Here is a 23,565-nt window from a genome sequence, read left to right as displayed (position 1 = left end):
AAAATGGTATGGTGCCCGGGCATTGCATAATCAGGATGGATATTTTAAGGAAATAAAGATGGATAATGAAATAAAAACTCAGCACCTAATTAATAGAGGCCGTAACGTATTAACAGAAGAGGCAGAGGTAATAATTAGTGCAACCACTAATATTAATGAGCAATTCGCTGAAGCTATAAAAATAATTTTAAATATATCAGGTAAAGTTATCGCCTGCGCAATCGGCAAGCCGGGCTATATTGCACGAAAGATTTCATCCACCTTCTCCAGTACCGGCACGGCTTCATTCTACCTGCATCCGGCAGAGGCGCTACACGGTGACCTGGGCCGGGTCAGCCGTGAAGATGTGATGCTTATCCTGTCTAATAGCGGTGAAACCGCTGAAATTATTCATATGCTGCCGACGCTTAAACATATTGGCCTGCCGATTATTTCAATTTGCGGCGGCCCAGGGTCCACGCTGGCAAAAAACAGCGACGTGGTTATCTCTTCTCAGGTGGCAAGGGAATGCTGCCCGCTTAATCTTGCTCCCACCAGCAGCACCACGCTGGCCCTCGTGCTCGGAGATGCCCTTGCCGTAACCCTGCTACAGGAACGGGGCTTCAGTCGTCAGGATTTTGCCCTCTTTCATCCGGGCGGTTCACTGGGTTCACGATTACGTCAGGCTATCTGAAGGAGGCTCCCGTAATGCCACAACACATAAAAATACATTTTTATTGAATATAAATTCATTTTGTGACAGGGTTATTTAACGCCAAAAAAGGCGATTAATAACAATACTGACAGACGGGAGCAACACCTATGAAGAAGTTACTGTTAGCCGCAATGCTTGCCACAGCCGCATTCAACGCGGCCGCGGCGGAAAAAATCAGCTTCGGCTCTTCGGCAACCTACCCTCCTTTTGAATCTCTGGATGCCGCGAATCAAATCGTCGGATTTGATATCGATCTGGCAAAAGCCTTATGCAAACAAATGCAGGCTGACTGTACCTTTACCAACCACGCATTTGACAGCCTGATCCCCTCGCTGAAGTTCCGCAAATATGATGCGGTCATTTCGGGGATGGATATCACGCCCGAGCGCGCCAAACAGGTCGCTTTTACCAACCCTTACTACGCCAACTCTGCGGTGGTGATTGCGAAAAAGGGCCAGTACAAATCGCTGGACGATCTGAAGGGAAAACGCATCGGGATGGAAAACGGCACCACGCACCAGAAATACCTCCAGGATAAGCACCCTGAAGTCAAAACCGTCTCTTATGACAGCTATCAGAACGCGATTATCGACCTGAAAAATGGCCGTATTGACGGCGTGTTTGGCGACACGGCGGTGGTCAACGAGTGGCTGAAAACCAACCCGCAGCTCGGTACCGTTGGCGAGCACGTGACCGACCCGCAATATTTTGGCACCGGCTTAGGTATTGCCGTGCGCCCGGATAATCAGGCGCTGCTGAAAAAGCTAAATGATGCCCTGGCGGCGATTAAAGCCGATGGGACTTATCAGAAAATCAATAATGAGTGGTTCCCGCAGTAAGCGACCTTCTTCCTGATAAAAAACTTCCGGCCTGACCTTCTCCCCGAGGGGGAGAAGGTCAGGCCGGGGGGCAGTATTCAAGCAGGGTCAGTACTTCGTAGTGCGAAGTATGCGGAAACATATCAAACAGCTGAGTACGCGCTACGCGGTAGTCCGGCAGCGTCTTAATATCCTTCGCCATTGTCTGAGCGTTGCAGCTCGAATAAACGATAAACTTCGGCGCCATCACCGTCAGGTAATCACACAGCTCGCGGCCAATTCCACGGCGCGGCGGATTCACCAGCACAAGGTCGGGAATATCCTGCTGCGCCACGGCGAACCGCGTGGAGTCCAGAGCCTGAAAATGAATATTTTTAAGACCAAACTTTTCCGCCGACTGGCGGGCGCTGGCTATCGCTTCCGGGGCAATCTCGATGCCCGTTAGCTTCATTTCCGGCGTCGCGCAGTGCAGCCCAAAGCCCCCGACTCCGCAGAACAAATCCCACATATGCTTAACCGGCAAAGCCCGTACCCAGTCGCGCGCCGTGGCATACAGCCGGGAAGCAACCTGCGGATTCGTCTGGAAGAAGCTTTGCGGGCGAATAAACAGCGGCACGCCGTTAAACGACTCCTCCAGCGCTCGCTGGCCGGTCAGAGGAATTTCCTGCTCGCCTTCCATAATCGCCATATGCACCGGCTGAATATTAGCCGAAATGACTTTTAGCTGGGGAAGCTGCTGCCGAAGCCACGGCAACGCTGCCGTTAGCTGTTCCAGCTTACTGTCGGAGCGCAGCACAAAACGCAGCATCATGCCGCCGTCGAGCTGGCTTTCTGTCAGCAGCAGGTATTTAAGCTCGCCGCGTTTACGCGCCACGTTATACGGCGTCAGCCCGGCACGGGCGATAAACGGCTTAAGGACGGTGAAAACCGCCCCGAACGATGCGGGATAAAGCGGGCAGTCGGTTAAATCTTCCGGCGTGCCGTCGCGGTGCAGCATGCCGAGCAGCGGTTTTTCCACGCTGCCGCTGACCACCATTTTGGCTTTATTACGGAATGCCTGCTCAGGGCCGCTTACCGGCTCAAGCCACTCGCCCACCGCAATGCCGTCCAGCAATTGCCGAAGATCGGCCATTTTGGCGGAAAGCTGGTCTTCAACCGGCTGTTCAATCCACTGGCAGGAACGACAGCGACCGGCGTCGTAGAGCGAGCATTGCATAGCGTAGTAACCCTGAGAAAAAACGAGGGCGCAGATTGTAGCACTCCGCGCTTATTGAAGTCTGAAAAAAAGCCGACTGCGGGCGGGGACAAATAGCAGCAGCAGAACCAGGATATCCGGCAGCTTTTGGGTTATCAGCGAGCGGAAGATTTCACGCTTCGAGCCTCCGGCAATGCTGAACAGCTCCGGATAACCCCAGCCGAGAGAGGCGGACCATAAATAACCAATCGAAATAACCTGGGTCAGCAGAAAGACCCAGCGGCCCCAGTTACGCCCTTTGATAATCACAAATGCGCAGCGTAACTCCACGAAAAGCAGCACCAGGCTTGAGAAAAAGACCAGAGTCAGGCTCCAGGTTTGCACGCTGCGGTGAACAAAATCTAAGACCCCGCGCACCCCAAGCATATTAAACAGCAGCAGCAAATCGAGGCATCGGGTGGTGATGATACCTATGGCCGCCACCATCACTAAAGTGGGGACGTTTAGTTTTGCATGAGATGACCGCTGCTTCCTGATAATTTCTACAACCTCGCGTTCCTTACGTCACGGTGCCGCGACTGGCGCGGCACCGGAGGCATATCATTGCAGATTTTAGGCGTTTTAACTACGTCTTGCACTCTGGATATCGCGCAGCCGCTGCTTTTCTGCTCGCGCCATAAACCACCAAGCAATCAAGCCGATAAAGCCAACCACGCCGAGAATAATCGACGCCAGGGCATTGATTTCCGGGTTAACGCCCATGCGCACGCTGGAGAATACCAGCATCGGCAACGTGGTGGCCCCCGGCCCGGAAACGAAGCTGGCAATCACCAGGTCATCCAGCGAAAGGGTAAACGCCAGCAGCCAGCCGGAAACAATCGCCGGGGCTATCATCGGAACCGTAATCACAAAGAAGACTTTCAGCGGCGTTGCGCCGAGATCCATTGCGGCCTCTTCAATCGAACGGTCTAACTCACGCAGTCGCGAGCTGATAACCACCGAAACATAAGCGGTACAGAACGTGACGTGCGCCAGCCAGATGGTGAGCATTCCCCGGTCGCCCGGCCAGCCGATAGCGTGCGCGAGCGCCACAAACAGCAGCAGCAGCGAAAGTCCGGTAATCACGTCCGGCATAACCAGCGGTGCGGTGAGCATAAAAGCAAAGCCGCTGGAGCCGCGAAAACGGCCAAAGCGCACCATTACCACGGCGGCGATGGTGCCCAGAACAACCGCCATCGTTGCGGCAGCAGCGGCAATCGTCAGGCTCAATCCCACGGCGCTCATCATCGCCGAGTCGCGGAACAGCTCGCCGTACCAGCGCGTTGACCAGCCTGCCCAAACCGTCACCAGCTTCGAGCTGTTAAACGAGTAGATAACCAACATCAGCATCGGGGCATACAGGAAAGTAAAGCCGAGCACTAAAATCACGATACGCCAGGGGGAGCGCACTACCGGCAAGTTATTCATGCGTTACCCTCCGCCGCTTTATTCTGGTATTTGTGGAACCACATAATCGGCACAATCAGCAACAGCAGCATGATAATCGCCACCGCAGAGGCCACCGGCCAGTCGCGGTTATTGAAGAACTCCTGCCACAGCACACGCCCTATCATGATGCTGTCCGGTCCGCCGAGCAGCTCGGGGATAACAAACTCCCCCACCGCCGGAATAAACACCAGCATCGAACCGGCAATAATCCCGCCTTTGGTCAAAGGCACAATCACGCTGAAGAAGGTTCTCAGCGGGCGAGCGCCCAGGTCCAGAGAGGCTTCCACCAGCGAATAGTCAATACGCGTCAGCGCGGTATAAATAGGCAGCACCATAAACGGCAGGTAGGCATAAACAATACCGATATAAACCGCGAGATTGGTATGCAGGATCGTTAATGGCTGATCGATAACGCCGAGCCAGATCAGGACGTTATTTAATATGCCGTTATTTTTCAGGATCCCCATCCACGCATACACGCGGATCAGGAACGAGGTCCACGACGGCAGGATAACCAGAAGCAGCAGGATATTACGCGTGGAAGGCTTGCTGTGGGCAATCGCCCAGGCAAGTGGGTAGCCCAGCAGCAGGCAGCACAACGTGGAAATAGCCGCAATCTGCAACGATTGCAGATAAGCCTCAAAATAGAGCGGATCGTCCGTCAACTGGAAGTAGTTTGCCAGGTTCAGGGTGATGGACAGCTGTCCGTCAGCCCAGCTAACCAGGTCGCTGTACGGCGGAATAGCGCGGGCAATCTCGGCCAGACTTATCTTGAAAACGATAAGGAACGGCAGCATAAACAGCAGGATCAGCCACACATAAGGCAGGGCAATAACCAGCTTGCGCCCGTGGGCCATTTGCATACGGGCGAGCCAGCGCCGGAAACCGCCCGGCTGCGCCGCCACCGGCTCTGCCGGACCTTCAGAAAGAGTTATCATCTCGCCCCCTTAAACCGTCAGAACCACGCAGCTGTCCGCATCCCAGCACAGACGAACTTCGTCGCCCCAGGTCGGGGCACCTTTACGGTAGCGGTGCTCGTTTTGCAGCTGAGCGCTTATCATCTGCCCGCTCTTCAGGCGAACGTGGTAAATCGACAGGTCGCCAAGGTAGGCGATATGCACCACTTCGCCGACGGCAAAGTTATAACCGTCTGCGGGCGGCTCTTCGCACAGCATCACTTTTTCAGGGCGCAGCGCTACGAACACCGGCACGCCGTCAACCACCGAAGCGTCCGGGTCAACCTTCAGCGGGTGGATTAATCCCGGGCTGTCAATCACCAGCCCGTCTTCCTGTCGATCTTTGAGCAGGCCTTCAAAAACGTTAACCGAGCCGATAAATTCGGCGCTGTAGCGGGTAGTTGGGTGCTCGTAGATCTCTTCCGGCTCGCCGATTTGTACGAACTTGCCGCGATTCATAATCGCGATACGCCCGGCCATGGTCATCGCCTCTTCCTGGTCGTGAGTCACCATAACGCAGGTCACGCCCACGCGCTCCAGGATATCCACGACTTCAAGCTGCATCCGGTCACGCAGTTTTTTATCCAGCGCGCCCATCGGCTCATCCAGCAAAAGCAATTTTGGCCGCTTGGCCAGGCTGCGGGCCAAGGCCACGCGCTGACGCTGGCCGCCGGAAAGCTGGTGCGGCTTGCGCTTTGCGAACTCCTGCATATGCACCAGCGTAAGCATTTCGGCTACGCGACTGGTAATTTCGGCCTTCGGCAGCTTGTCCTGCTTGAGGCCAAAAGCAATGTTTTGCTCTACGGTCATGTGCGGAAACAGCGCGTAAGACTGGAACATCATATTGATCGGCCGCTGGTACGGCGGGACATGCGCCAGGTCCACGCCATCAAGCATGATTTGCCCGGTGCTCGGCTGCTCAAACCCGGCCAGCATGCGCAGCAGCGTGGACTTGCCGCAGCCGGAAGCGCCGAGCAGAGCAAATATTTCGCCTTTGTAGATAGTCAGGCTGACGTCATCCACGGCATGTTGGCCATCAAAAGATTTAGTCAGGTTGCGGATTTCCAGCAGCGGGGTTAGCGCTTTACGTGTTTTGGACTGCGGGCGAGGGGTTGCGTCGTTCAATTCTGTTGCTCTCCGGCAAAAGCAAAAAGAAGGTACGGCCCGGTTGCCGTACTTTTAGCCCGTTCAGAAACAAGGGCTTCTGTTCAGGCTGGGGCAACTGCACAACTCTGGTGCAGCCGCCCGCTGCATTGCGGTTCAGGGCTTACTTGCCTGTTTTAACCTTAGTCCACGCGCGGGTGATCACGCGGTCAATTTTTGCTGGCATAACGGTTTGTGTGAACAACTTGGCACGAATATCCGCAGGCGGGTATATGCCCGGATTATCGCGCACTTCGGCGCTCAGCAGCGGTACCGACTCTTTGTTAGCATTTGCGTAGTAAATATGATTACTGATATTGGCCACCACGTCCGGCTTCATCAGGTAGTTCAGGAATTGGTAAGCTTCGTCTTTGTTCTTCGCATCCGTCGGCATAGCAAACATGTCGAAGTAGACCATCGCCCCTTCCTTAGGAATGGAATAAGCAATATTCACGCCATTTTTAGCTTCTTTAGCGCGGTTTGCCGCCTGCAGGATATCGCCGGACCAGCCGATAGCGACGCAGATATCACCGTTAGCCAGATCGTTAATGTACTGAGAAGAGTGGAAATAGCGGATATTTGGACGCAGCTTCATCAGCAGGTCGTTAGCCGCCCCGGTGTAATCCGCCGGGTTGGTGCTGTTCGGATCTTTGCCCAGGTAGTGCAGCACTGTGGCATAGATTTCGCTCGGCGCATCCAGGAATGAGACGCCGCAGCCTTTCAGTTTTTCGAGGTTTTCCGGCTTGAGGATCAGATCCCAGCTGTTAACCGGAGCATCTTTACCCAACGCCGCCTTCACCTTCTCGACGTTGTAGCCGATGCCGGTGGTGACCATCATATAAGGGATGCCGTATTTGTTATCGTGGTCGTTCTGGGCCACCAGCTTGAGCATTTCCGGGTCAAGCTTTGCGTAGTTCGGCAGCTTGCTCTTGTCCAGAGGCTGGAAGATACCGGCCTGCGCCTGGCGCTCCAGGAACTGCGAAGACGGCACCACCAGGTCATAACCGGTGCTGCCCGCCATCAATTTGCCTTCCAGCACTTCATTGGAATCAAACACGTCATAGACCACTTTGATGCCGGTCTCTTTCGTAAAGTTTGCCAGAGTATCCGGCGCAATATAGTCAGACCAGTTATAGACGTGCAGCGTCTTCTGCTCGGCGGCGATTGCCGTAACCGAAGCGGCCATCAGCGCGCCGGCAACCATTCCCGACAACCATTTTTTACGTTGGTCGAACATAATTTCATTCCTTCTGAATAAAGGCCAAACCAGGCTCGAATGAGCCGAATTTACGCAATGTGACTTATCAGCGGTAGCCGCATGCCGTTTAAGACATGCAAGATTCATGCATCTCTATTCATTGCCCAAAGAAAAAAAGCGGGCAGCCTTCGCGCAGATGTCGCTCGATTTTAGAGCCACGCAAGAATAACTGTAGCCAGGGTTCGAGACTATAGCCCGGATGAAAAAACGCCTTTTATCAACTTTTTATGCATCTTTCGTCTATACAGTCGGCGAAAAGTCGCGATATGGCAGGGATTTATTTCGGCTGAAAGCCAGTAATGCAGAATAAAAATATGCGGAACGCAGCGGCTGTGGCAGCCACTGCGTTAAAAGGGAGAAGGATCAGTGCACAGAGTGAGTCTGAATAATTGTGCTGTCTTGCTCTTCTTCTTCAGAGATAAACAACAGTTGGTTAGCGCAGGCCTCGAGAATGACCATCGACACCTGCTCTTCGCTCTGCTGAACGAAAGCGGCAAACTGCTCGCGCGTGATGCCAACAGAAGCGGATAAAGACTGGCAAACCACCAGCTTTGGCAGATTATCGTCCTGAATGTCGAGGAAGGCTTTTACCGTCAGAGAACTGGCGTTGATCGACGACAAGTCGGAAGCCAGCGGTAGCAGAGCAGACGGCTTAACTTCAGCCAGGGCGGAAAACAGTATGATGTTGTCTACAAGATCGAGTTTCGCGTCATATACGCCATCAAAGTTCTGCATATGGGGCAAATGCAATGCCTGGCAGGTATCGCACTCGAAGAAGCTCACGCCAATTTCATCCAGCCAGCGGCGTAAAGTGTCCAGAGTCGGGACGACGAGTGAATCCATAAACGCAAAAACCTCATTACCGGTTCAAAAATTAACGCGTCATCTTACGCAAAAATGACACGTCATACTATGAATAAGCGCCGATTTGGCGATTACCCACCAGTTTTAAGACAGTAGCCAGGCTGTGCCTGCTGCTCGACCCAGCCAATCATCAGACTGGCGATATCAACGCCGCTCGTGTTTTCAATACCTTCCAGACCGGGTGAAGCGTTAACCTCCATCACCAGAGGACCACGCTCGGCGCGTAAAATATCCACCCCGGCGATGTCCAGCCCGAGCGTACTGGCGGCCTTGAGCGCAATCTCACGCTCGCGTTCGGTAATCGTGACCTGCCGGGCCGAGCCGCCGCGGTGAAGATTGGAACGGAAATCTCCAGGCTTGGCCTGACGCTCAATCGCCGCAACGACCTTGTCTCCAACTACCAGGCAGCGAATATCGCGCCCTTTCGCCTCTTTGATGTATTCCTGCACCAGGATATGGGCATTGAGGCCGCGAAAAGCGTCGATAACGCTTTCTGCCGCCTGCCGCGTCTCTGCCAGCACCACGCCAATCCCCTGGGTGCCTTCTACCAGTTTAACCACCAGCGGCGCACCGCCAACCATATCGATAAGGTCGCTGGTGTCATCGGGCGAGTGGGCAAAACCTGTCACCGGGAGATCGATTCCCTGCTTAGCCAGCAGCTGTAATGAGCGCAGCTTGTCGCGCGCTCTGGTTATCGCCACCGACTCATTCAGCGGGTAGCTGCCGAGCATTTCGAACTGCCGCAGAACCGCCGTGCCGTAAAAAGTAATCGCCGAGCCAATACGCGGAATAACCGCATCATAATGCGGCAATTGCCGCCCTTTATAATGCACCGAAGGCGCAGCCGGATTAATGTTCATATAACAAGAAAGGGGATCGATTATCTCCACCAGATGACCACGGCGCATGGCCGCCTCACGCAGGCGCTTGCACGAATAGAGCGTTCCATCCCGGGATAAAATAGCGATTTTCAACCTGCACCTCTGAGCAACCAGACCAAAATTAACCGCCCGGATATCATATCACTCCCCTCGCTTTTCAACGATGGGGCAAACGGCCCGGAGACTTCTTAAGGGCATCAATTAACTGCTGAGTTGTCGAAGTGAGATGCACCGGATCGAACACCGCATAGAGATCGGCGGGGATCGGTTTAGTCGGCGGGCGGAACACTACGCCTGGCCAGCTCATTTGCGCGTAGCTGTCCGCCATAATCGTCAACCCAAAGCCGATACTCACCAGCGCCAGCACCGTTTGCGGCTCTACCGCCTCCCTGACGACTCGCGGCGTAAACCCTGCTTCGCGACATACTCGCTGCAAAAACGTCCAGTCTGAGTGTACCGCCGTCATGGTGACAAATGGTTCCCGCCTGAGCTGGGCAATGTCTACCGTTTGCTGGCAGGCCAGCGGGTGCTGCTCCGGCATGGCGACCATAAAAGTTGCATCGTGCAGTTTTTCACTCTTCAGGCCACCCGGCGGTGAGGTTTCCATGCGCCAGATCCCGGCGTCTATTTCGTGGCGTTCCAGCAGCGCCAGCTGATCGCCGGGGGATTTCTCGCGAAAGGTAATATCAATAGCCGGGTAATCGGCAATAAAGCGTTGTAGCCCCAGCCGCAGGCCGCCCCAAATAGCAGTTCCGACGATGCCGAGATGAATGCGCCCGCCCTCGCCGCGCCCAATCTGCTCCACCCGGGCCAGCGCCAGGTTTGCATTGCTCAGCAGTTGCCGGGTTTCTTCCAGCAGGACTTCTCCGGCATGAGTTAAGGCAACGTGCCTGGAATGGCGGATAAACAGTACCGTGCCAAGCTGCGCTTCCAGCTCTTTAATGTGGAAACTCAGAGGCGGCTGAGACATATTCAGCCGCGCGGCCGCCCTGCCAAAATGCAGTTCCTCGGCCACGGCCTGAAAATAACGCAGTAATTTAAGATCGGTTCGGTAGATGCGCTGAGAAGTATTCATGAGGCTCCCTGAGTAGCAAGCCCCATAAATTACCATCCCGGGCCGGTGCTGTAAGCCCGGGAGCCTTAATGTGCGAGCGATGCCGAAGAATCGACTTCACGCCGGTGGCGATACTGGAAGCTGAAGTGAAAGACCACGGCAAGCACCAGCGCATAAGCGGCAAATACCAGCCAGATTGTGGTCCAGTCTTTCACGCCGTCCACCGTGAAATAATCAACAACATAACCGCTGATAATCGCACCGAGGTAAGCACCAATCCCGTTTACCATAGTCATAAACAGCCCCTGCGCGCTGGCGCGGATGCGTGAGTCAACTTCCTGCTCAACAAATACCGAGCCGGAGATATTGAAGAAGTCGAAGGCGCAGCCGTAAACCACCATCGAGAGCAACAGCAGCACAAAACCGAAGGCCGATGGGTCTCCCCAGGCAAACAGCGCAAAGCGCAGCACCCAGGCAACCATGCTCATCAGCATCACCTGCTTAATGCCAAAGCGGCGCAGGAAGAATGGGATCGTCAGGATAAAGGCCACTTCCGACATCTGCGAGACCGACAGCAAAATAGACGGATACTGCACCACAAAACTGCTGGCAAACTCGGGCTGCCGGGCGAAGTCATGCAGGAAAGGGTTGCCGAAGGTGTTAGTAATTTGCAGCACCGCCCCGAGCAGCATGGCAAACAGGAAGAACACCGCCATACGCGGCTTCTTAAACAGCACAAACGCGTCCAGCCCCAGGCGGCTTACCCAACTGCGGGCGGCCTGGTTTTTGACCACTGGAATAGTCGGCAAAGTCAGGGCATACAGCGCCAGCAATACCGAAGCGACCGCCGCGATATAAAGCTGCATATTGCTCAGCTCGATTTGCATCAGGCTGACCGTCCACATCGCGGCAATAAAGCCTACCGTGCCAAAGACTCTTACGGGAGGGAAATGGCTTACCGTGTCCAGCCCCGCTTTTTCCAGGCAGGCATAAGAGACGGTATTTGACAGCGCAATGGTAGGCATAAATGCCAGCGCGTTGCCCAGCATTGCCCAGAACATCAGCCCCGGCTGGTTAATGCAGGCCGCCCAGACCAGCATGCCCGCACACACCAAATGGCACACAGAGTAGACCCGGTTCGCCGGTAGCCATTTGTCGGCAATGATCCCGACCAGCCCCGGCATCAGCAAAGCGGCAAGGCCTTTGGTGCTGTAAACCATTCCTACGTCTGCCCCCTTAAAACCGAGGGTATTGATCATGTAAGAGCCGAACGTAACCAGCCACGCTCCCCAGATGAAATACTGCAAAAACAACATGATTTTCAAGCGCAGTTTAATCGCCATGCGTTTTCCCCGGATTGGTCGGTCAGGCTCAGGCGAGTTTGCCGAGGAAGCCGCAAATCAGATTGATAAAGTTCTGGCGCGACAACGCGGCAGCTTTCAGCGTCTGCTCATGGGAAAGTTGGATCTTGCCCAGACCTTCCGCAAGGTTAGTGATAGCCGAGACGGCAACAACCTTCAGGCCACAGTGGCGGGCGCTAATCACTTCCGGCACCACCGACATGCCAACAACATGGCCACCGATAATTTGCATCATGCGGATTTCGGCTGCGGTTTCAAAGTTCGGGCCGGGATAGGAAACAAATACCCCTTCGTGTAGCGGGAACCCTTGCTCCTGCGCGACCTGCTGCAATACGCCACGAAAGTCGGCGTCATAGGCATTTGCCAGCGAGAAGAAACGCTCGCCAAACCGCTCATCATTAGGCCCGACGGTTGGCGTGCCCGGCATGGTGTTAATGTGGTCGTTAAGCGCAACCAGGCTGCCGGGCTCAACTTCAGGGCGCAGGGAGCCTGCGGCATTGGTAGAGAACAGAATTTCGCATCCCAGCAGTTTGAAGGTGCGAATTGCGCTGGTCATGACCGACATTCCATGGCCTTCATAAAAGTGTCCGCGTCCCTTCATGCAGGCTACCGGGACGCCCGCCAGCGTGCCGATAACCAGCTCACCGGCATGACCGTGAACGGTGCTAACCGGGAAGCCTGGCAGCTCGTCGTAGGAAAAGACCACCGGGTGCTCTATTTTTTCCGCCAGCTCGCCAAGCCCGGAGCCCAGAATAAAAGCGACGCGCGGCACCAGGCCGTTAATGCGGGAACGGATAATATCGGCGGCGTAAAACGGAGAGTTGTCAAAAGCAGTAGTCGGCATCAGATGCTCCTTGTCAGATTGTCGAAATAACTGCAGCAGTTATAGCGACTCAGCGTCTTAAGGAACCAATACCGTTTGCGGCAATGATTAATACGGAAAATGTATTGATTGAAGAAATGGCGGCCAGGCCGCCATTTTACTTAGCGTGTAGCCCACCCCTGCTTGTGCAGATAGTCGAGCATAAACAGACGGTTTTCTTTGATGATGGTGCGGCTGATATGGGCGCTCCATGTATCCCGGCGAGTGTTGCTGTCGCGGCTCAGATAATATTGTGCAAGCTGTTCGTCGTATTCGTTCAATAGCTCACGATCCAGCGGCTGGTAGCGGTTTTCGTGCACCAGCATCGCTGCGGGCATGCGCGGCTTCACGTCTGGCTGTGCATCCGGCCAGCCGAGGCAAAGCCCAAACAGAGGCAGCACATATTTCGGCACGCCGAGCAGCTCACCAACCGCCTCGATGTTATTACGAATGCCGCCGATATACACACCGCCCAGCCCCAGCGATTCCGCGGCGGTAAGAGCATTTTGCGCCAAAATTGCGGTATCGACCGCGCCAAGCAGCAACTGCTCCGCCAGCCCAAGCTGGGCGTCCGGGCAAATTTGCAAATTACGATTAAAATCGGCGCAGAACACCCAAAACTCCGCGGCCTCTGCGACGTGCTTTTGCCCACCGGTCAGCGGCACCAGCTGCTCGCGCAGCGCCTTATCGGTAATACGAATAATAGAGCTGCACTGTAAGAAACTGGAGGTGGAGGCCGCCTGAGCACCGGCAATAATGGCCTCGCGCTGCTCATCGGTTATCGGCTCGGCGGTAAAATGGCGAATTGAACGGTGCGAACGAAGCAGATCGATGGTCGGCGTCATCTTTTTTCCTTTGGTTTTTTTAAATCAGGTTGAGTCGAAAAGGCTCGAAATTGATGCCAGATAGCTTACGGTCATCAAACTAACAGGCACAGCCTTCTTTCAAAATGTGACGGATATCGGCATTATAAGTTCATTCGCCGTTTCGTATCGGCCATAAAAAAACTGAGGAGAGAGCATGTTTGCAGTGATTTTTGGACGCCCTGGCTGCCCATATTGTGTTCGCGCTAAAGAACTGGCTGAGAAACTGACCGCCGAGCGTGATGATTTTAACTTCCGCTATGTGGATATCCACGCCGAAGGCATCACCAAGGCTGACCTGGAAAAAACCGTGGGTAAACCGGTTGAAACCGTACCGCAGATTTTCCTCGATCAAAAGCATATTGGCGGCTGCACTGACTTTGAAGCTTATGCGAAAGAGCATCTGAACCTGTTCCAGACCGCGCAATGAGTTAAAGCTTGCCCAAAAAACCGACTGTTAAAGGTCGGTTTTTTTATTGGCGCGGGCGTTGCTGCGGTACAGCACAAACAGCAGATAACACAGCGAGCCCAACGAAGACCAGAACACCGCGCTAAGCAGCCAGGCTATCTCCTGCCAGAATGAGCGGGGAGTGGACAAAAAAAGTTGAGCAATTAACAGGCAGACAGGCGAAGCGAGCATGGCGCCCACCAGGGGTTTCACCACTTTGTCGCTTTTAGAAAAGAAACTGGCTACCGCGCCGGGGAAGAGAAAGAAAAGCAGCCCCAGCTCATAATGCCCGCTGGCTATAAACCGCCCCATTACATGTAAATGTAGCGAAAGAAAAACCAAAATAAATAGCACAAAGCAGCAGGTTATCCCCAGCCACCGTTGCCCTCGCTTGTGCATCTCACCTCCTGACATCTGCTTCTGGTAGAAAATAATCTGCGGGTTTCCACGCAGAGCCTTTACCCAGTTTGATAAAACTTTGGCCATCCATGCCGATAAAGCATTGCCACAATTAGCACAATATTCTTACTAGCCGCTGATACTCATAAAGATTAAACTAGCGGCGGAAATTCGGTCGTCTCGTGAGATATTTTAATGCCTGATAATTGCCGGTCGTTATCAACTGACCCGTCAAAACATTAGCTCATAACTCTATCTCTTTCAACAGCTTACTGGTAAACAAGAAGTTAGCCTTCGTGAATATAAACGTCGCAGATTTGTTAAACGGGAATTACATCCTTTTGTTATTTGTGGTACTCACGCTTGGACTCTGCCTGGGTAAATTACGCCTCGGTTCGGTGCAACTGGGTAATTCCATTGGTGTTTTAGTGGTTTCTTTATTACTCGGGCAGCAACACTTCGCGATCAATACCGATGCGTTAAATCTTGGCTTTATGCTGTTCATTTTCTGCGTCGGCGTAGAAGCCGGGCCGAACTTTTTTTCTATTTTCTTCCGCGACGGCAAAAATTACCTGATGCTGGCCCTGGTAATGGTTGGCAGCGCGATGGTGATTGCCCTTGGCCTGGGCAAACTGTTTGGCTGGGACATCGGCCTCACCGCCGGTATGCTAGCGGGCGCTATGACGTCTACGCCGGTGCTGGTTGGCGCGGGGGATACGCTGCGGCATTCGAGCATGGCCAGCGCGCAGCTGGCTACTTCGCTGGATAATTTAAGCCTCGGTTACGCCCTTACCTATCTGATTGGCCTGGTCAGCCTGATTGTTGGCGCGCGCTATATGCCGAAGCTACAACATCAGGATCTGCAAACCAGCGCCCAGCACATCGCCCGCGAGCGCGGCCTGGACACCGACGCTAACCGCAAGGTCTATCTCCCGGTGATCCGCGCCTACCGCGTTGGCCCGGAGCTGGTTGCGTGGGCGGACGGCAAAAACCTGCGCGAGCTGGGCATTTACCGCCAGACCGGCTGTTACATCGAGCGTATTCGCCGCAACGGTATTCTGGCGAACCCGGACGGCGACGCGGTATTGCAGATGGGCGACGAGATTTCTCTTGTGGGCTACCCGGACGCGCACTCGCGCCTCGACCCGAGCTTCCGTAACGGTAAAGAGGTGTTCGACCGCGACCTGCTGGATATGCGTATCGTCACCGAAGAGATTGTGGTCAAAAACCATAACGCCGTTGGCCGCCGCCTCGGGCAGTTGAAGCTGACCGACCACGGCTGCTTCCTGAACCGCGTGATCCGCAGCCAGATTGAGATGCCAATTGACGACAACATCGTGCTCAACAAAGGCGACGTATTGCAGGTCAGCGGCGACGCAAGGCGTGTAAAAACGGTTGCGGAGCGCATCGGCTTTATCTCCATTCACAGCCAGATTACCGACCTGCTGGCGTTCTGCGCCTTCTTTATCATCGGCCTGATGGTCGGGATGATTACTTTCCAGTTCAGCTCGTTTAGCTTCGGCATCGGCAACGCCGCCGGGCTGCTGTTCTCCGGCATCATGCTCGGCTTCCTGCGAGCCAACCATCCGACCTTCGGCTACATCCCTCAGGGTGCGCTGAATATGGTGAAAGAGTTTGGCCTGATGGTGTTTATGGCCGGGGTTGGCCTGAGCGCGGGCAGCGGCATCAGCAACGGCCTCGGCGCGGTTGGCGGGCAGATGCTTATCTCCGGCCTTATCGTCAGCCTGGTGCCGGTGGTTATCTGCTTCCTGTTCGGGGCTTACGTCCTGCGCATGAACCGCGCGCTGCTGTTCGGGGCGATGATGGGGGCACGAACCTGTGCGCCAGCGATGGAAATCATCAGCGACACGGCCCGCAGCAACATTCCTGCTTTGGGCTACGCGGGCACCTACGCTATCGCTAACGTGTTGTTAACTCTGGCCGGTACGTTGATAGTCGTGATATGGCCCGGATTGTGATCTCGGGCACAGACAAAGAAATATACTTTTTTTTTATACCTGAGCGAACTTTCTGACGGGGCGTCAGTCTGAATTAGTGCCACTGCTTTTCTTTGATGTCCCCAATTTGTGGAGCCCATCAACCCCGCCGTTTTCGGTTCAAGGTTGATGGGTTTTTATTTTTTTAACGTCCCTGAAAATAATACCTTCCCTCAGCGTTAAAACCTTTTTCCTGCTCGAACACCAAAACTAAGCTTTTAACCAATATTAAAGGCCACTAAGTGGTTAGCTTAGCGGCCTTATTTACGTTTCCGACTAGTTAACGTTTTTCAACGAAAGCCCGGATCAGTTCCAGAAATGCTATCAGCACCCTTAGAACGATGATTACAGTATCAATGACTGCGTTCATCCGTTATCACTCCATATCTGGAGCACGATAGTACCGATACGAAATCTCTACATTGCCTGTCGTACGGTTTCTCGCCATGTTAGCTGATGAGAGTCGCACTCTGACCAAGATACCCGCTCCGGCACCATCCGGGTTTCGGCCAGGACTTAACAAACACTCGCACTCCGCAAGTCGGTTTGTCAGCACAGCTCCCTGAATGCTGACGGCCAGTTAAGCGCTCTTAGCTAACGAAACGGATGATAAGGGATTATTGGATTAACCGGTAAAACCATGTGGATTTGCTCGAGATGCTGCACAAAAAAAGCCCAACGGGTGAGGTTGGGCTTTTTAATCCGGCTGGTGAGGCCGGAGAGAAGGTCGGATTATCTTGATCGGCACAATGCGACTCTCATCAACTAACGCTGGGAGTCTAGTCCTTATTTGAACACAAAACAACCATCAGTACATATCTGGAGGCTGTCGCGGCGGCGCAGGGCGTCAACCCTCTTCCCCAACTATCCTTGCCACCATCACCCGCATATCGTCGCGGCTGAGCGGCGCGCGGTCGGTGACGTAGTGAAGGGTCATCCCTTCCAGGAATGCATCTAACGCTCTGGCGGTCAGCGGGTCGAAGAACGGCTCCAGCGCCTGCTGGCTGCGGATCATCCACTCCTGCATGATGTCTTTTAGCTGCGGATTGCAGCTGGCATAGGCGTAGAGCTGGTACATCACCTGCATGTTGTAAGGCGTGGCTACACAGCCGCCGCAGATCATATCGACGATGGCTTCGCAGGCGTCGGCGCGGGTTCTGGCCTGCTGCATACGCTCCCGGTAGCTGTCCGACATCTGGTGAGCAAACAGGGTAAAAGCTTCACAAAGCAGCGACTCGATCCCGGAAAAGTAATAGGTCATCGAGCCTAAAGATACGCCCGCCTGCTCGGCAATTTTGCGGTGAGTAATATCGCTGATGCCGTGTTTGACTACCATATCCAGCGTCGCCCGCAGAATGCGCGAGCGGCGTTCAGGATCGTTACGGCGCGGGGCTTTGCTCATTATTACCTGCCTGAAATTCGGAGTATTAAAAGAGTCTATTAGGTATGTGTACAAATGTACACATCCTTGCTAATCTGCCGCTCATGTTCCCTTCTTTATGGGTTGTTGTTCATGTCAGTCACGCAGAGAAAAGCCCTCAGGCTCCGCACCTGGGCGCTGTTTACCTTCTTCTTCCTCCCGGGCCTGGTGATGGCATCCTGGGCAACGCGCACGCCCGCAATCCGCGATACGCTCAGCGTTTCAACGGCCGGGATGGGCATTGTGCTGTTTGGCCTGTCGGTAGGCTCGATGGGCGGAATTCTCTGCTCCGGCTGGCTGGTTAAGCGCTTTGGCACCCGCACCATTATTCGCAGCGGCATGGCGCTGATGGTCATCGGTATGCTGGTGATGAGCCTCGCGCTCTACTTCGCTTCGCCTGCCCTGTTTGCCTTTGGTCTGGCTCTGCTCGGCAGCGGCCTGGGGTCAGCCGAAGTGGCAATGAATGTCGAGGGCGCGATTATCGAAGGCCTGATGAAGAAAACCGTGCTGCCGATGATGCACGGCTTCTTTAGCCTCGGTACGCTGGTTGGGGCCGGGATTGGCCTGAGCCTCACCGCCTGGAACGTTATCTCCTGGGGCCATTTGCTGATGATTGCTCTGGTGGTGATAGTGCCCATTCTGGTAGCGCTTACCGCCGTGCCGCACGGCGTGGGGAAAGACAACCCGGAAAAAAGCGAGGCGCACGAACCGCATCGCCCGTTTTATAAAGACGTTCAGCTGCTGCTGATTGGCTTCGTGGTGCTGGCGATGGCCTTTGCCGAAGGCTCGGCCAACGACTGGCTACCGCTGCTGATGGTCGACGGCCACGGTTTTAGCCCCACCTCCGGGTCGCTTATCTACGTTGGCTTTACCCTCGGCATGACCGTCGGGCGCTTTACCGGCGGCTGGTTTATTGACCGTTATAGCCGCGTTATCGTGGTGCGGGCGTGCGCCATTATGGGCGTGCTCGGCATCGGCATGATTATATTTGTAGATAGCGCTTTCCTGGCCGGCGTGTCCGTCATTCTCTGGGGACTGGGAACATCGCTGGGCTTCCCGCTGACCATTTCCGCCGCCGGAGATACCGGCCCGGACCCGGCCAGCCGCGTGAGCGTTGTCGCCGCATCCGGCTACGTTGCATTTTTAGTGGGGCCGCCGCTGTTGGGCTTCCTCGGAGAACATTATGGGCTGCGCCACGCCATGCTGGTTGTACTGACGCTGATGGCGATTGCGGCCCTGGTTGCCCGCGCCGTGGCTAAACCGCAGCAGCCCGCTCAACAAGTTTTTGAAACGGAATAACGGAGAGTTCAATGAGCATCAAGTTGATTGCAGTGGACATGGACGGCACTTTTCTCGACGACGGTAAAAACTACAACCGTGAACGCTTTGCCGCTCAATACCAGCAGATGAAGGAACAAGGGATCCGCTTTGTGGTCGCCAGCGGCAACCAGTATTTCCAGCTGATCTCGTTCTTCCCGGATATCGCGCATGAAATCTCTTTCGTGGCGGATAACGGCGGCTGGGTCGTCAGCGAAGGCGAGGACTTGTTTAACGGCGAGCTGACAAAACAGGAGTTCAATACCGTTGTCGATCACCTGCTGACGTTGCCTCACGTCGAGATAATTGCCTGCGGCAAACGCAACGGCTACACCCTGAACGACTACGACGATGACTTTAAGCAGATGGCGGCTAAGTATTACCACCGCCTTGAGCACGTCGACAGTTTCTCGAATCTCGACGATGTGTTCTTTAAATTCGCCCTCAACCTGCCGGACAATTTGCTGGACGAAACGATGGATGCGCTGAGCGCTGAGTTTGACGGCATCGTGGTGCCGGTCACCAGCGGCCACGGCTCTATAGATCTGATAATTCCGGGTATCCACAAGGCCAACGGACTGCGTATCCTGCAGGACAAATGGGGCATTAAAGACAGCGAAGTCGTCACCTTCGGGGACGGCGGCAACGACATCGAGATGCTGACTCAGGCCGGTTTTGGCTTTGCGATGGCTAACGCGCCGGACAAAATCAAACGCATCGCACGCTTCCAGGCGGGCAACTGCAACCAGCAGGGCGTGCTGGACGTGATTGATAAGGTTCTGAAAAAAGAAGCACCGTTTAACTGATGAGCGCTATCCCGCAGGATAGATAAAAGACGATGATAAATATAAGAAAAGCTACGCCAGAAGATTTTGATGCCCTGGCAGAAATCTGGGAAGCCGCCGTGCGGGCTACCCATGATTTTTTAACCGATGACGACATCAGCAACCTGAGGCCGCAGGTGCGCGAGCTGTATATGCCGCAAATCCCAATGCAGCTGGCAGAGAACGACGCCGGGCAGCCGCTGGGCTTTATTGGCTGCCATGAAAACCGCATTGAAATGCTGTTTGTTGCCCCGCAAAGCCGTGGGACGGGCGTAGGCAAACTGCTGCTGCAATACGCCATTGAGCATTTGCAGGTTGATGAGGTGGACGTTAACGAGCAAAACCCGCAGGGCGTTGGTTTTTACCGGCATATGGGTTTTGTACAGACGGGGCGTTCAGACCTGGATGGCGAAGGGAATCCTTTCCCTTTATTGCATTTAAAGCTGGCACGGTAATCTTCTCCTCTCCTCAACGGAGAGGAGGATCCTTCTTTACTGATTCTTAAGCTGCTCCCGGCGATATTCACCCTGGCGTTCCAGCATCCAGCCCGGATATTCGCGCGGCAGCTCGCTGACCTCATTCAACCGCTGTAGATCTTCCTCGCTAAAGCGAATCCCGGTGGCGGCAACATTGTCATCAAGCTGCTCAACACGCTTCGCGCCGATAATAACGGTGGTAACAGCCTGCTGATGCAGCAGCCACGCCAGCGCAATCTGGGCCACGGAAACCCCTTTAGACTCTGCTATCTCTCGCATCACGTCTACGCAGTCAAACGCTCTGTCTTTATTGACCGGAGGGAAGTCGAACGCCAGGCGGCGGCTGCCGCTTTCGGCTTTACCGTCGCGGTCATATTTACCGCTCAGCAGGCCACCCGCCAGCGGGCTCCAGACCATCAGCCCGACGCCTTCGCTCTGCATCATCGGCACCAGTTCACGCTCCAGGTCGCGCCCGGCTATCGTGTAGTAGGCCTGTAAAGAAGCAAAACGCGCCAGCCCTAGGCGTTCTGAGATGCCCAGCGCCTTCATTATCTGCCATGCCGCCCAGTTAGAGACGCCGATATAGCGAACGAGCCCCTGCTGTACCAGCGAGTCCAGAGCACGAAGGGTTTCTTCAATTGGCGTTGCCGGGTCAAAACCGTGCAGTTGATAAAGATCGATATAATCGAGCTGCAACCGCCGCAGGCTCTCTTTTACGCTGTTGAGAATATGAAAACGCGATGAGCCTCGGGAGTTAGGCCCGGCAGTGCCGGTTTCGCCGAAGACCTTTGTTGCCACAACGACGTTTTCACGCGGTACCTTCAGGTTTTTCAGCGCCTGTCCGGTGATTATCTCCGAGCGACCGCCGGAATAGACGTTGGCGGTGTCGATAAAGTTAATCCCGGCATCCAGCGCGCGGCCAACGAGCTTGTCGGCCTCGCCCTGCTCCAGCTGGCCGATTTTTCCCCAGATGCCGTCTTCTCCGCCGAAGGTCATGGTGCCCAGGCAAAGTTCTGAAACAAACAGGCCGGTGTTACCTAATGTTTTATAACGCATAGCGGTACCTCGTGTTCAGGGTTTCAGGAAGGAAAAGCGCGGACTGACAGTTATACGCGCAGCGCCACTTTGTGGAATGGGGGATTTCTGCTCATTCCTTGCCTGTTTCTGCCTGAATCAGTTCATACCAATATCCGTAATAAACCGTATCCCACCAGCGCCGCCCACAGCAGCATCGGCAGGGAGTAGAGATGGAAGCGCCACCAGATCCGGCGATCGTTCGCCATGCGCAGCGCGATAAGGTTCGCCAGCGAGCCGGGCAGCAGGCCAAAGCCGCCGATATTCACTGCAAAAGCCAGCAACAGCGAGGCAGGAACATAGTTGAGCAACAAGATGGTTGCCGGGACGTTGCTGATAAACTGCGACAGCACGATGCCAAGCGTATATAAACCGGGTGAAGAAAGCTGAGCTACGTCGTGAAGCGAATGCTGCAACGCCGGAAGCTGAGTAACGAGGTGAACGTCGATAAACATCACCACAAAAACCGCGAGCAGGCTCCAGTCAATGCTCAGCAGCACGCGACGCGCCAGCACCAGGAAACCAACGGCGACGAGCCCCAGCCCCCATAATTCCAGTTGCATCTCCAGCGCGACGATAAAAACGATATAAAAGCCGAGGCTGGAGTAAACCAGCTTTGGCTGCCAGCCACCGTCGCCTGCATCATTATGGTAATGCAGCGATTTGGCTTTAAAACAGAACCACGCCAGCACCAGCAGGCTTAACATCATCGCCAGCGCCAGGGGAGCCATCTGCCAGCTGAATGCGGCGAACGAAAGCCCGGAGCGCCCCCACAGCAAAATATTTTGTGGGTTGCCGATTGGCGTCAGCAGCGAACCGGCGTTCACCGCGAGCGCCTCAAAAATAATCAGCCGACTTGCCGGAATCGAACAGAGTTTTTTCAGCGTGATAGTCAGCGGCACGATGATAAACAGCGCCACATCATTGGTCAGAAAGGTAGAAAGCAGTGCCGCAGCGCTGACCATAAACAGCGCCAGCTGCCGCTCGTTGGCAAAGCGCGCCACCATCCGGCGCCCAAGCACATCAAAGTAGCCGCTTAGCTCGACGCCTTTGGTCAGCATCATCAGGCCGGTTAGGGTAATAATGGTGTGCCAGTCGATGGCGGCAGGCCAAAGAGCAGGACGGAACGGCACCGCCAGGCTAAGGGCGATGCCGATCAACAGTAATAAATGCAGGAAACGATCGCGCAGGAAAGGCCGCGCAAGGCGAATGAGCATTATCAGCCGAGACCCCGCTCTGCGCTGAACTTACGAAATGCCTCCAGCGTCTCTTCGCTAACGTGGTGCTCTACCCCTTCAGCGTCAATACGTGCGGTTTCCGGGCTGATGCCCAGAGCGAGAAAGAAATTCTCGACGATTTGATGGCGCTCGCGGCTCTGCTGAGCCAGCTTTTCACCTTCCGGCGTTAAAAATACCCCACGCCACGGAATTTGCTCGATCAGGCCAACCGAGGCCAGGCGTTTAAGCATCTTGGCTACCGTCGGCTGGGAAACCCCAAGACGTGCGGCCATGTCCACCTGGCGAACCTCGCCCACCTCGTGAATCAAATCAGAAATCAGCTCAACATAATCATCAATTAATTCCCTGCGGTGCGCCTCACGCACCTGCCTGAAGCCTTCGACATGCTCTTCAATATTCGGTAATGGCGTCACTTTTTCGCTGTTCTTTTGCCCTACCCGACGGCTCATAGTGCTTCCTCTTCCAGTGGCGCGGCGTCGTCATCTGACGACGGAAGGCTTTATTGTAAACCAGCATTGGCTATCCACAAAAATTTAACGAAATAGCCATGGCTATAAAATATAGCCTGTGCTATACCTGTATGTAATGCAGTCAGGTTTGTTTATGGATAAACGACCGTTTGGCTAACAGGAGGACGCTATGAACGAATTCAAGAGGTGCATCAACGTGTTTACTCACTCCCCTTTCCAGGTACGCTTAATGCTGTTGAACATGATTTGTGATTGGGTTTCAGGCAAACCCCAGCAGGGCGAAGAAAAGCAGTAATTTCAGGCAGTCGCCCTGCCTGTTTCTGCCCTTATTTTTTTCGCTAATGGTCATCTTTTTGTAACAATCATTATCCAAAATCCCTCTTAGCGGCCCGTCAGGCCCGGCTTTAACCCCATCATTTGTCGGATTTGCAATCCGTCTCGCAAAACAGCTGCCCGTTATCAGTT

26 protein-coding genes are annotated in these 23,565 nt (G+C 54.5%); 8 read left to right on the top strand and 18 right to left on the bottom strand.

Features of this window, described 5'->3' with window-relative positions:
• Positions 1-58 precede the first annotated feature (58 nt).
• Both HMPREF0201_RS05800 and artJ read left to right on the top strand, forming a co-directional pair.
• Entirely contained in the window at positions 59-673 is a 615-nt protein-coding gene (locus tag HMPREF0201_RS05800) for a KpsF/GutQ family sugar-phosphate isomerase (protein WP_055696349.1), read from the top strand.
• Positions 674-801: 128 nt separating this feature from the next.
• Positions 802-1,533, top strand: coding sequence for an arginine ABC transporter substrate-binding protein ArtJ (gene artJ, locus HMPREF0201_RS05795; protein ID WP_016535568.1), 732 nt, complete (start codon positions 802-804; stop codon positions 1,531-1,533).
• A 58-nt stretch (positions 1,534-1,591) separates the two neighbouring features.
• Here the strand turns inward: artJ and rlmC are convergent, their stop codons facing one another.
• From rlmC to nfsA, 12 genes are all read right to left on the bottom strand, one after another.
• Complete coding sequence (gene rlmC, locus HMPREF0201_RS05790; protein ID WP_016535567.1) at positions 1,592-2,728, bottom strand: 23S rRNA (uracil(747)-C(5))-methyltransferase RlmC; 1,137 nt, start codon at positions 2,726-2,728, stop codon at positions 1,592-1,594.
• Positions 2,729-2,779: 51 nt separating this feature from the next.
• Positions 2,780-3,247 carry a YbjO family protein gene (locus HMPREF0201_RS05785; RefSeq protein WP_039898031.1) on the bottom strand — a complete coding sequence of 156 codons (468 nt, stop codon included), beginning with the start codon at positions 3,245-3,247 and terminating at the stop codon, positions 2,780-2,782.
• Between the two features lie 81 nt (positions 3,248-3,328).
• The gene (gene potI, locus HMPREF0201_RS05780; protein ID WP_016535565.1) at positions 3,329-4,174 is read right to left on the bottom strand and encodes a putrescine ABC transporter permease PotI; all 846 of its coding nucleotides are present in this window, start codon (positions 4,172-4,174) and stop codon (positions 3,329-3,331) included.
• Complete coding sequence (gene potH / locus HMPREF0201_RS05775; protein ID WP_016535564.1) at positions 4,171-5,133, bottom strand: putrescine ABC transporter permease PotH; 963 nt, start codon at positions 5,131-5,133, stop codon at positions 4,171-4,173. The genes potI and potH overlap by 4 nt, the downstream gene beginning before the upstream one ends.
• Before the next feature lie 9 nt (positions 5,134-5,142).
• Positions 5,143-6,276 carry a putrescine ABC transporter ATP-binding subunit PotG gene (potG, locus tag HMPREF0201_RS05770; RefSeq protein WP_016535563.1) on the bottom strand — a complete coding sequence of 378 codons (1,134 nt, stop codon included), beginning with the start codon at positions 6,274-6,276 and terminating at the stop codon, positions 5,143-5,145.
• Positions 6,277-6,418: 142 nt separating this feature from the next.
• Entirely contained in the window at positions 6,419-7,531 is a 1,113-nt protein-coding gene (gene potF / locus HMPREF0201_RS05765) for a spermidine/putrescine ABC transporter substrate-binding protein PotF (protein WP_016535562.1), read from the bottom strand.
• Between the two features lie 384 nt (positions 7,532-7,915).
• Positions 7,916-8,395, bottom strand: coding sequence for a YbjN domain-containing protein (locus HMPREF0201_RS05760; protein WP_016535561.1), 480 nt, complete (start codon positions 8,393-8,395; stop codon positions 7,916-7,918).
• Between the two features lie 92 nt (positions 8,396-8,487).
• Positions 8,488-9,390, bottom strand: a complete 903-nt coding sequence (gene rimK / locus HMPREF0201_RS05755; protein ID WP_039898030.1) for a 30S ribosomal protein S6--L-glutamate ligase — start codon at positions 9,388-9,390, stop codon at positions 8,488-8,490.
• 64 nt (positions 9,391-9,454) lie between these two features.
• Positions 9,455-10,372 carry a LysR family transcriptional regulator gene (locus HMPREF0201_RS05750; protein ID WP_039898029.1) on the bottom strand — a complete coding sequence of 306 codons (918 nt, stop codon included), beginning with the start codon at positions 10,370-10,372 and terminating at the stop codon, positions 9,455-9,457.
• 65 nt (positions 10,373-10,437) lie between these two features.
• The gene (locus tag HMPREF0201_RS05745) at positions 10,438-11,694 is read right to left on the bottom strand and encodes a nucleoside permease (RefSeq protein ID WP_016535558.1); all 1,257 of its coding nucleotides are present in this window, start codon (positions 11,692-11,694) and stop codon (positions 10,438-10,440) included.
• Between the two features lie 28 nt (positions 11,695-11,722).
• Positions 11,723-12,556: a xanthosine phosphorylase gene (gene xapA / locus HMPREF0201_RS05740; RefSeq protein WP_016535557.1), complete on the bottom strand. Its 834-nt coding sequence runs from the start codon at positions 12,554-12,556 to the stop codon at positions 11,723-11,725.
• Between the two features lie 140 nt (positions 12,557-12,696).
• Complete coding sequence (gene nfsA / locus HMPREF0201_RS05735) at positions 12,697-13,419, bottom strand: oxygen-insensitive NADPH nitroreductase (protein WP_016535556.1); 723 nt, start codon at positions 13,417-13,419, stop codon at positions 12,697-12,699.
• A 175-nt stretch (positions 13,420-13,594) separates the two neighbouring features.
• On the opposite strand from nfsA, the gene HMPREF0201_RS05730 reads away from it, so the two are divergent.
• Positions 13,595-13,867 carry a GrxA family glutaredoxin gene (locus tag HMPREF0201_RS05730; RefSeq protein WP_008461049.1) on the top strand — a complete coding sequence of 91 codons (273 nt, stop codon included), beginning with the start codon at positions 13,595-13,597 and terminating at the stop codon, positions 13,865-13,867.
• A gap of 27 nt (positions 13,868-13,894) precedes the next feature.
• Here the strand turns inward: HMPREF0201_RS05730 and HMPREF0201_RS05725 are convergent, their stop codons facing one another.
• Positions 13,895-14,284 (bottom strand): inner membrane protein YbjM, encoded by a 390-nt coding sequence (locus HMPREF0201_RS05725; protein ID WP_039898028.1) that lies wholly within the window; start codon positions 14,282-14,284, stop codon positions 13,895-13,897.
• 296 nt (positions 14,285-14,580) lie between these two features.
• On the opposite strand from HMPREF0201_RS05725, the gene HMPREF0201_RS05720 reads away from it, so the two are divergent.
• A complete protein-coding gene (locus tag HMPREF0201_RS05720; RefSeq protein ID WP_016535554.1) occupies positions 14,581-16,263 on the top strand; it encodes an aspartate:alanine antiporter in 1,683 nt (560 codons plus the stop codon).
• Between the two features lie 298 nt (positions 16,264-16,561).
• Here the strand turns inward: HMPREF0201_RS05720 and dinQ are convergent, their stop codons facing one another.
• Positions 16,562-16,651: a damage-inducible type I toxin DinQ gene (gene dinQ / locus HMPREF0201_RS23510; protein WP_368656437.1), complete on the bottom strand. Its 90-nt coding sequence runs from the start codon at positions 16,649-16,651 to the stop codon at positions 16,562-16,564.
• Between the two features lie 477 nt (positions 16,652-17,128).
• A complete protein-coding gene (locus HMPREF0201_RS05715) occupies positions 17,129-17,683 on the bottom strand; it encodes a TetR/AcrR family transcriptional regulator (RefSeq protein ID WP_016535553.1) in 555 nt (184 codons plus the stop codon).
• Between the two features lie 111 nt (positions 17,684-17,794).
• On the opposite strand from HMPREF0201_RS05715, the gene HMPREF0201_RS05710 reads away from it, so the two are divergent.
• From HMPREF0201_RS05710 to HMPREF0201_RS05700, 3 genes are read left to right on the top strand one after another with little or no spacing between them, the layout of a single operon-like run.
• Positions 17,795-19,000 (top strand): MFS transporter, encoded by a 1,206-nt coding sequence (locus HMPREF0201_RS05710; RefSeq protein WP_016535552.1) that lies wholly within the window; start codon positions 17,795-17,797, stop codon positions 18,998-19,000.
• Positions 19,001-19,011: 11 nt separating this feature from the next.
• Positions 19,012-19,824 carry a Cof-type HAD-IIB family hydrolase gene (locus tag HMPREF0201_RS05705; protein WP_016535551.1) on the top strand — a complete coding sequence of 271 codons (813 nt, stop codon included), beginning with the start codon at positions 19,012-19,014 and terminating at the stop codon, positions 19,822-19,824.
• Positions 19,825-19,856: 32 nt separating this feature from the next.
• Positions 19,857-20,297, top strand: a complete 441-nt coding sequence (locus HMPREF0201_RS05700) for an acetyltransferase (protein ID WP_016535550.1) — start codon at positions 19,857-19,859, stop codon at positions 20,295-20,297.
• A 36-nt stretch (positions 20,298-20,333) separates the two neighbouring features.
• On the opposite strand, the gene HMPREF0201_RS05695 is transcribed toward HMPREF0201_RS05700, so the two are convergent.
• The 3 genes from HMPREF0201_RS05695 to mntR form a co-directional block, all read right to left on the bottom strand.
• Positions 20,334-21,374 carry an aldo/keto reductase gene (locus HMPREF0201_RS05695; RefSeq protein WP_016535549.1) on the bottom strand — a complete coding sequence of 347 codons (1,041 nt, stop codon included), beginning with the start codon at positions 21,372-21,374 and terminating at the stop codon, positions 20,334-20,336.
• A gap of 122 nt (positions 21,375-21,496) precedes the next feature.
• The gene (locus tag HMPREF0201_RS05690; RefSeq protein WP_016535548.1) at positions 21,497-22,609 is read right to left on the bottom strand and encodes an SLC13 family permease; all 1,113 of its coding nucleotides are present in this window, start codon (positions 22,607-22,609) and stop codon (positions 21,497-21,499) included.
• Between the two features lie 2 nt (positions 22,610-22,611).
• Positions 22,612-23,079 (bottom strand): manganese-binding transcriptional regulator MntR, encoded by a 468-nt coding sequence (gene mntR, locus HMPREF0201_RS05685; protein ID WP_016535547.1) that lies wholly within the window; start codon positions 23,077-23,079, stop codon positions 22,612-22,614.
• 190 nt (positions 23,080-23,269) lie between these two features.
• On the opposite strand from mntR, the gene mntS reads away from it, so the two are divergent.
• Entirely contained in the window at positions 23,270-23,395 is a 126-nt protein-coding gene (gene mntS, locus HMPREF0201_RS05680; RefSeq protein WP_016535546.1) for a manganase accumulation protein MntS, read from the top strand.
• Positions 23,396-23,565 lie beyond the last annotated feature (170 nt).

Origin of the sequence: Cedecea davisae DSM 4568, from assembly GCF_000412335.2 — a bacterium.
GTDB classification, from domain to species: domain Bacteria; phylum Pseudomonadota; class Gammaproteobacteria; order Enterobacterales; family Enterobacteriaceae; genus Cedecea; species Cedecea davisae.
The sequence above is the reverse complement of the archived record's forward strand: the minus strand, read 5'-3'. Positions and strand labels throughout refer to the sequence as shown.

Coding starts and splice junctions, on each gene's coding strand:
- HMPREF0201_RS05800 (WP_055696349.1), top strand. CDS start 59: ATGGATAATGAAATAAAAACTCAGCACCTAATTAATAGAGGCCGTAAC.
- artJ (WP_016535568.1), top strand. CDS start 802: ATGAAGAAGTTACTGTTAGCCGCAATGCTTGCCACAGCCGCATTCAAC.
- rlmC (WP_016535567.1), bottom strand. CDS start 2,728: ATGCAATGCTCGCTCTACGACGCCGGTCGCTGTCGTTCCTGCCAGTGG.
- potI (WP_016535565.1), bottom strand. CDS start 4,174: ATGAATAACTTGCCGGTAGTGCGCTCCCCCTGGCGTATCGTGATTTTA.
- potH (WP_016535564.1), bottom strand. CDS start 5,133: ATGATAACTCTTTCTGAAGGTCCGGCAGAGCCGGTGGCGGCGCAGCCG.
- potF (WP_016535562.1), bottom strand. CDS start 7,531: ATGTTCGACCAACGTAAAAAATGGTTGTCGGGAATGGTTGCCGGCGCG.
- HMPREF0201_RS05760 (WP_016535561.1), bottom strand. CDS start 8,395: ATGGATTCACTCGTCGTCCCGACTCTGGACACTTTACGCCGCTGGCTG.
- HMPREF0201_RS05750 (WP_039898029.1), bottom strand. CDS start 10,372: ATGAATACTTCTCAGCGCATCTACCGAACCGATCTTAAATTACTGCGT.
- HMPREF0201_RS05745 (WP_016535558.1), bottom strand. CDS start 11,694: ATGGCGATTAAACTGCGCTTGAAAATCATGTTGTTTTTGCAGTATTTC.
- xapA (WP_016535557.1), bottom strand. CDS start 12,556: ATGCCGACTACTGCTTTTGACAACTCTCCGTTTTACGCCGCCGATATT.
- nfsA (WP_016535556.1), bottom strand. CDS start 13,419: ATGACGCCGACCATCGATCTGCTTCGTTCGCACCGTTCAATTCGCCAT.
- HMPREF0201_RS05730 (WP_008461049.1), top strand. CDS start 13,595: ATGTTTGCAGTGATTTTTGGACGCCCTGGCTGCCCATATTGTGTTCGC.
- HMPREF0201_RS05725 (WP_039898028.1), bottom strand. CDS start 14,284: ATGCACAAGCGAGGGCAACGGTGGCTGGGGATAACCTGCTGCTTTGTG.
- dinQ (WP_368656437.1), bottom strand. CDS start 16,651: ATGAACGCAGTCATTGATACTGTAATCATCGTTCTAAGGGTGCTGATA.
- HMPREF0201_RS05715 (WP_016535553.1), bottom strand. CDS start 17,683: ATGAGCAAAGCCCCGCGCCGTAACGATCCTGAACGCCGCTCGCGCATT.
- HMPREF0201_RS05710 (WP_016535552.1), top strand. CDS start 17,795: ATGTCAGTCACGCAGAGAAAAGCCCTCAGGCTCCGCACCTGGGCGCTG.
- HMPREF0201_RS05705 (WP_016535551.1), top strand. CDS start 19,012: ATGAGCATCAAGTTGATTGCAGTGGACATGGACGGCACTTTTCTCGAC.
- HMPREF0201_RS05700 (WP_016535550.1), top strand. CDS start 19,857: ATGATAAATATAAGAAAAGCTACGCCAGAAGATTTTGATGCCCTGGCA.
- HMPREF0201_RS05695 (WP_016535549.1), bottom strand. CDS start 21,374: ATGCGTTATAAAACATTAGGTAACACCGGCCTGTTTGTTTCAGAACTT.
- HMPREF0201_RS05690 (WP_016535548.1), bottom strand. CDS start 22,609: ATGCTCATTCGCCTTGCGCGGCCTTTCCTGCGCGATCGTTTCCTGCAT.
- mntR (WP_016535547.1), bottom strand. CDS start 23,079: ATGAGCCGTCGGGTAGGGCAAAAGAACAGCGAAAAAGTGACGCCATTA.
- mntS (WP_016535546.1), top strand. CDS start 23,270: ATGAACGAATTCAAGAGGTGCATCAACGTGTTTACTCACTCCCCTTTC.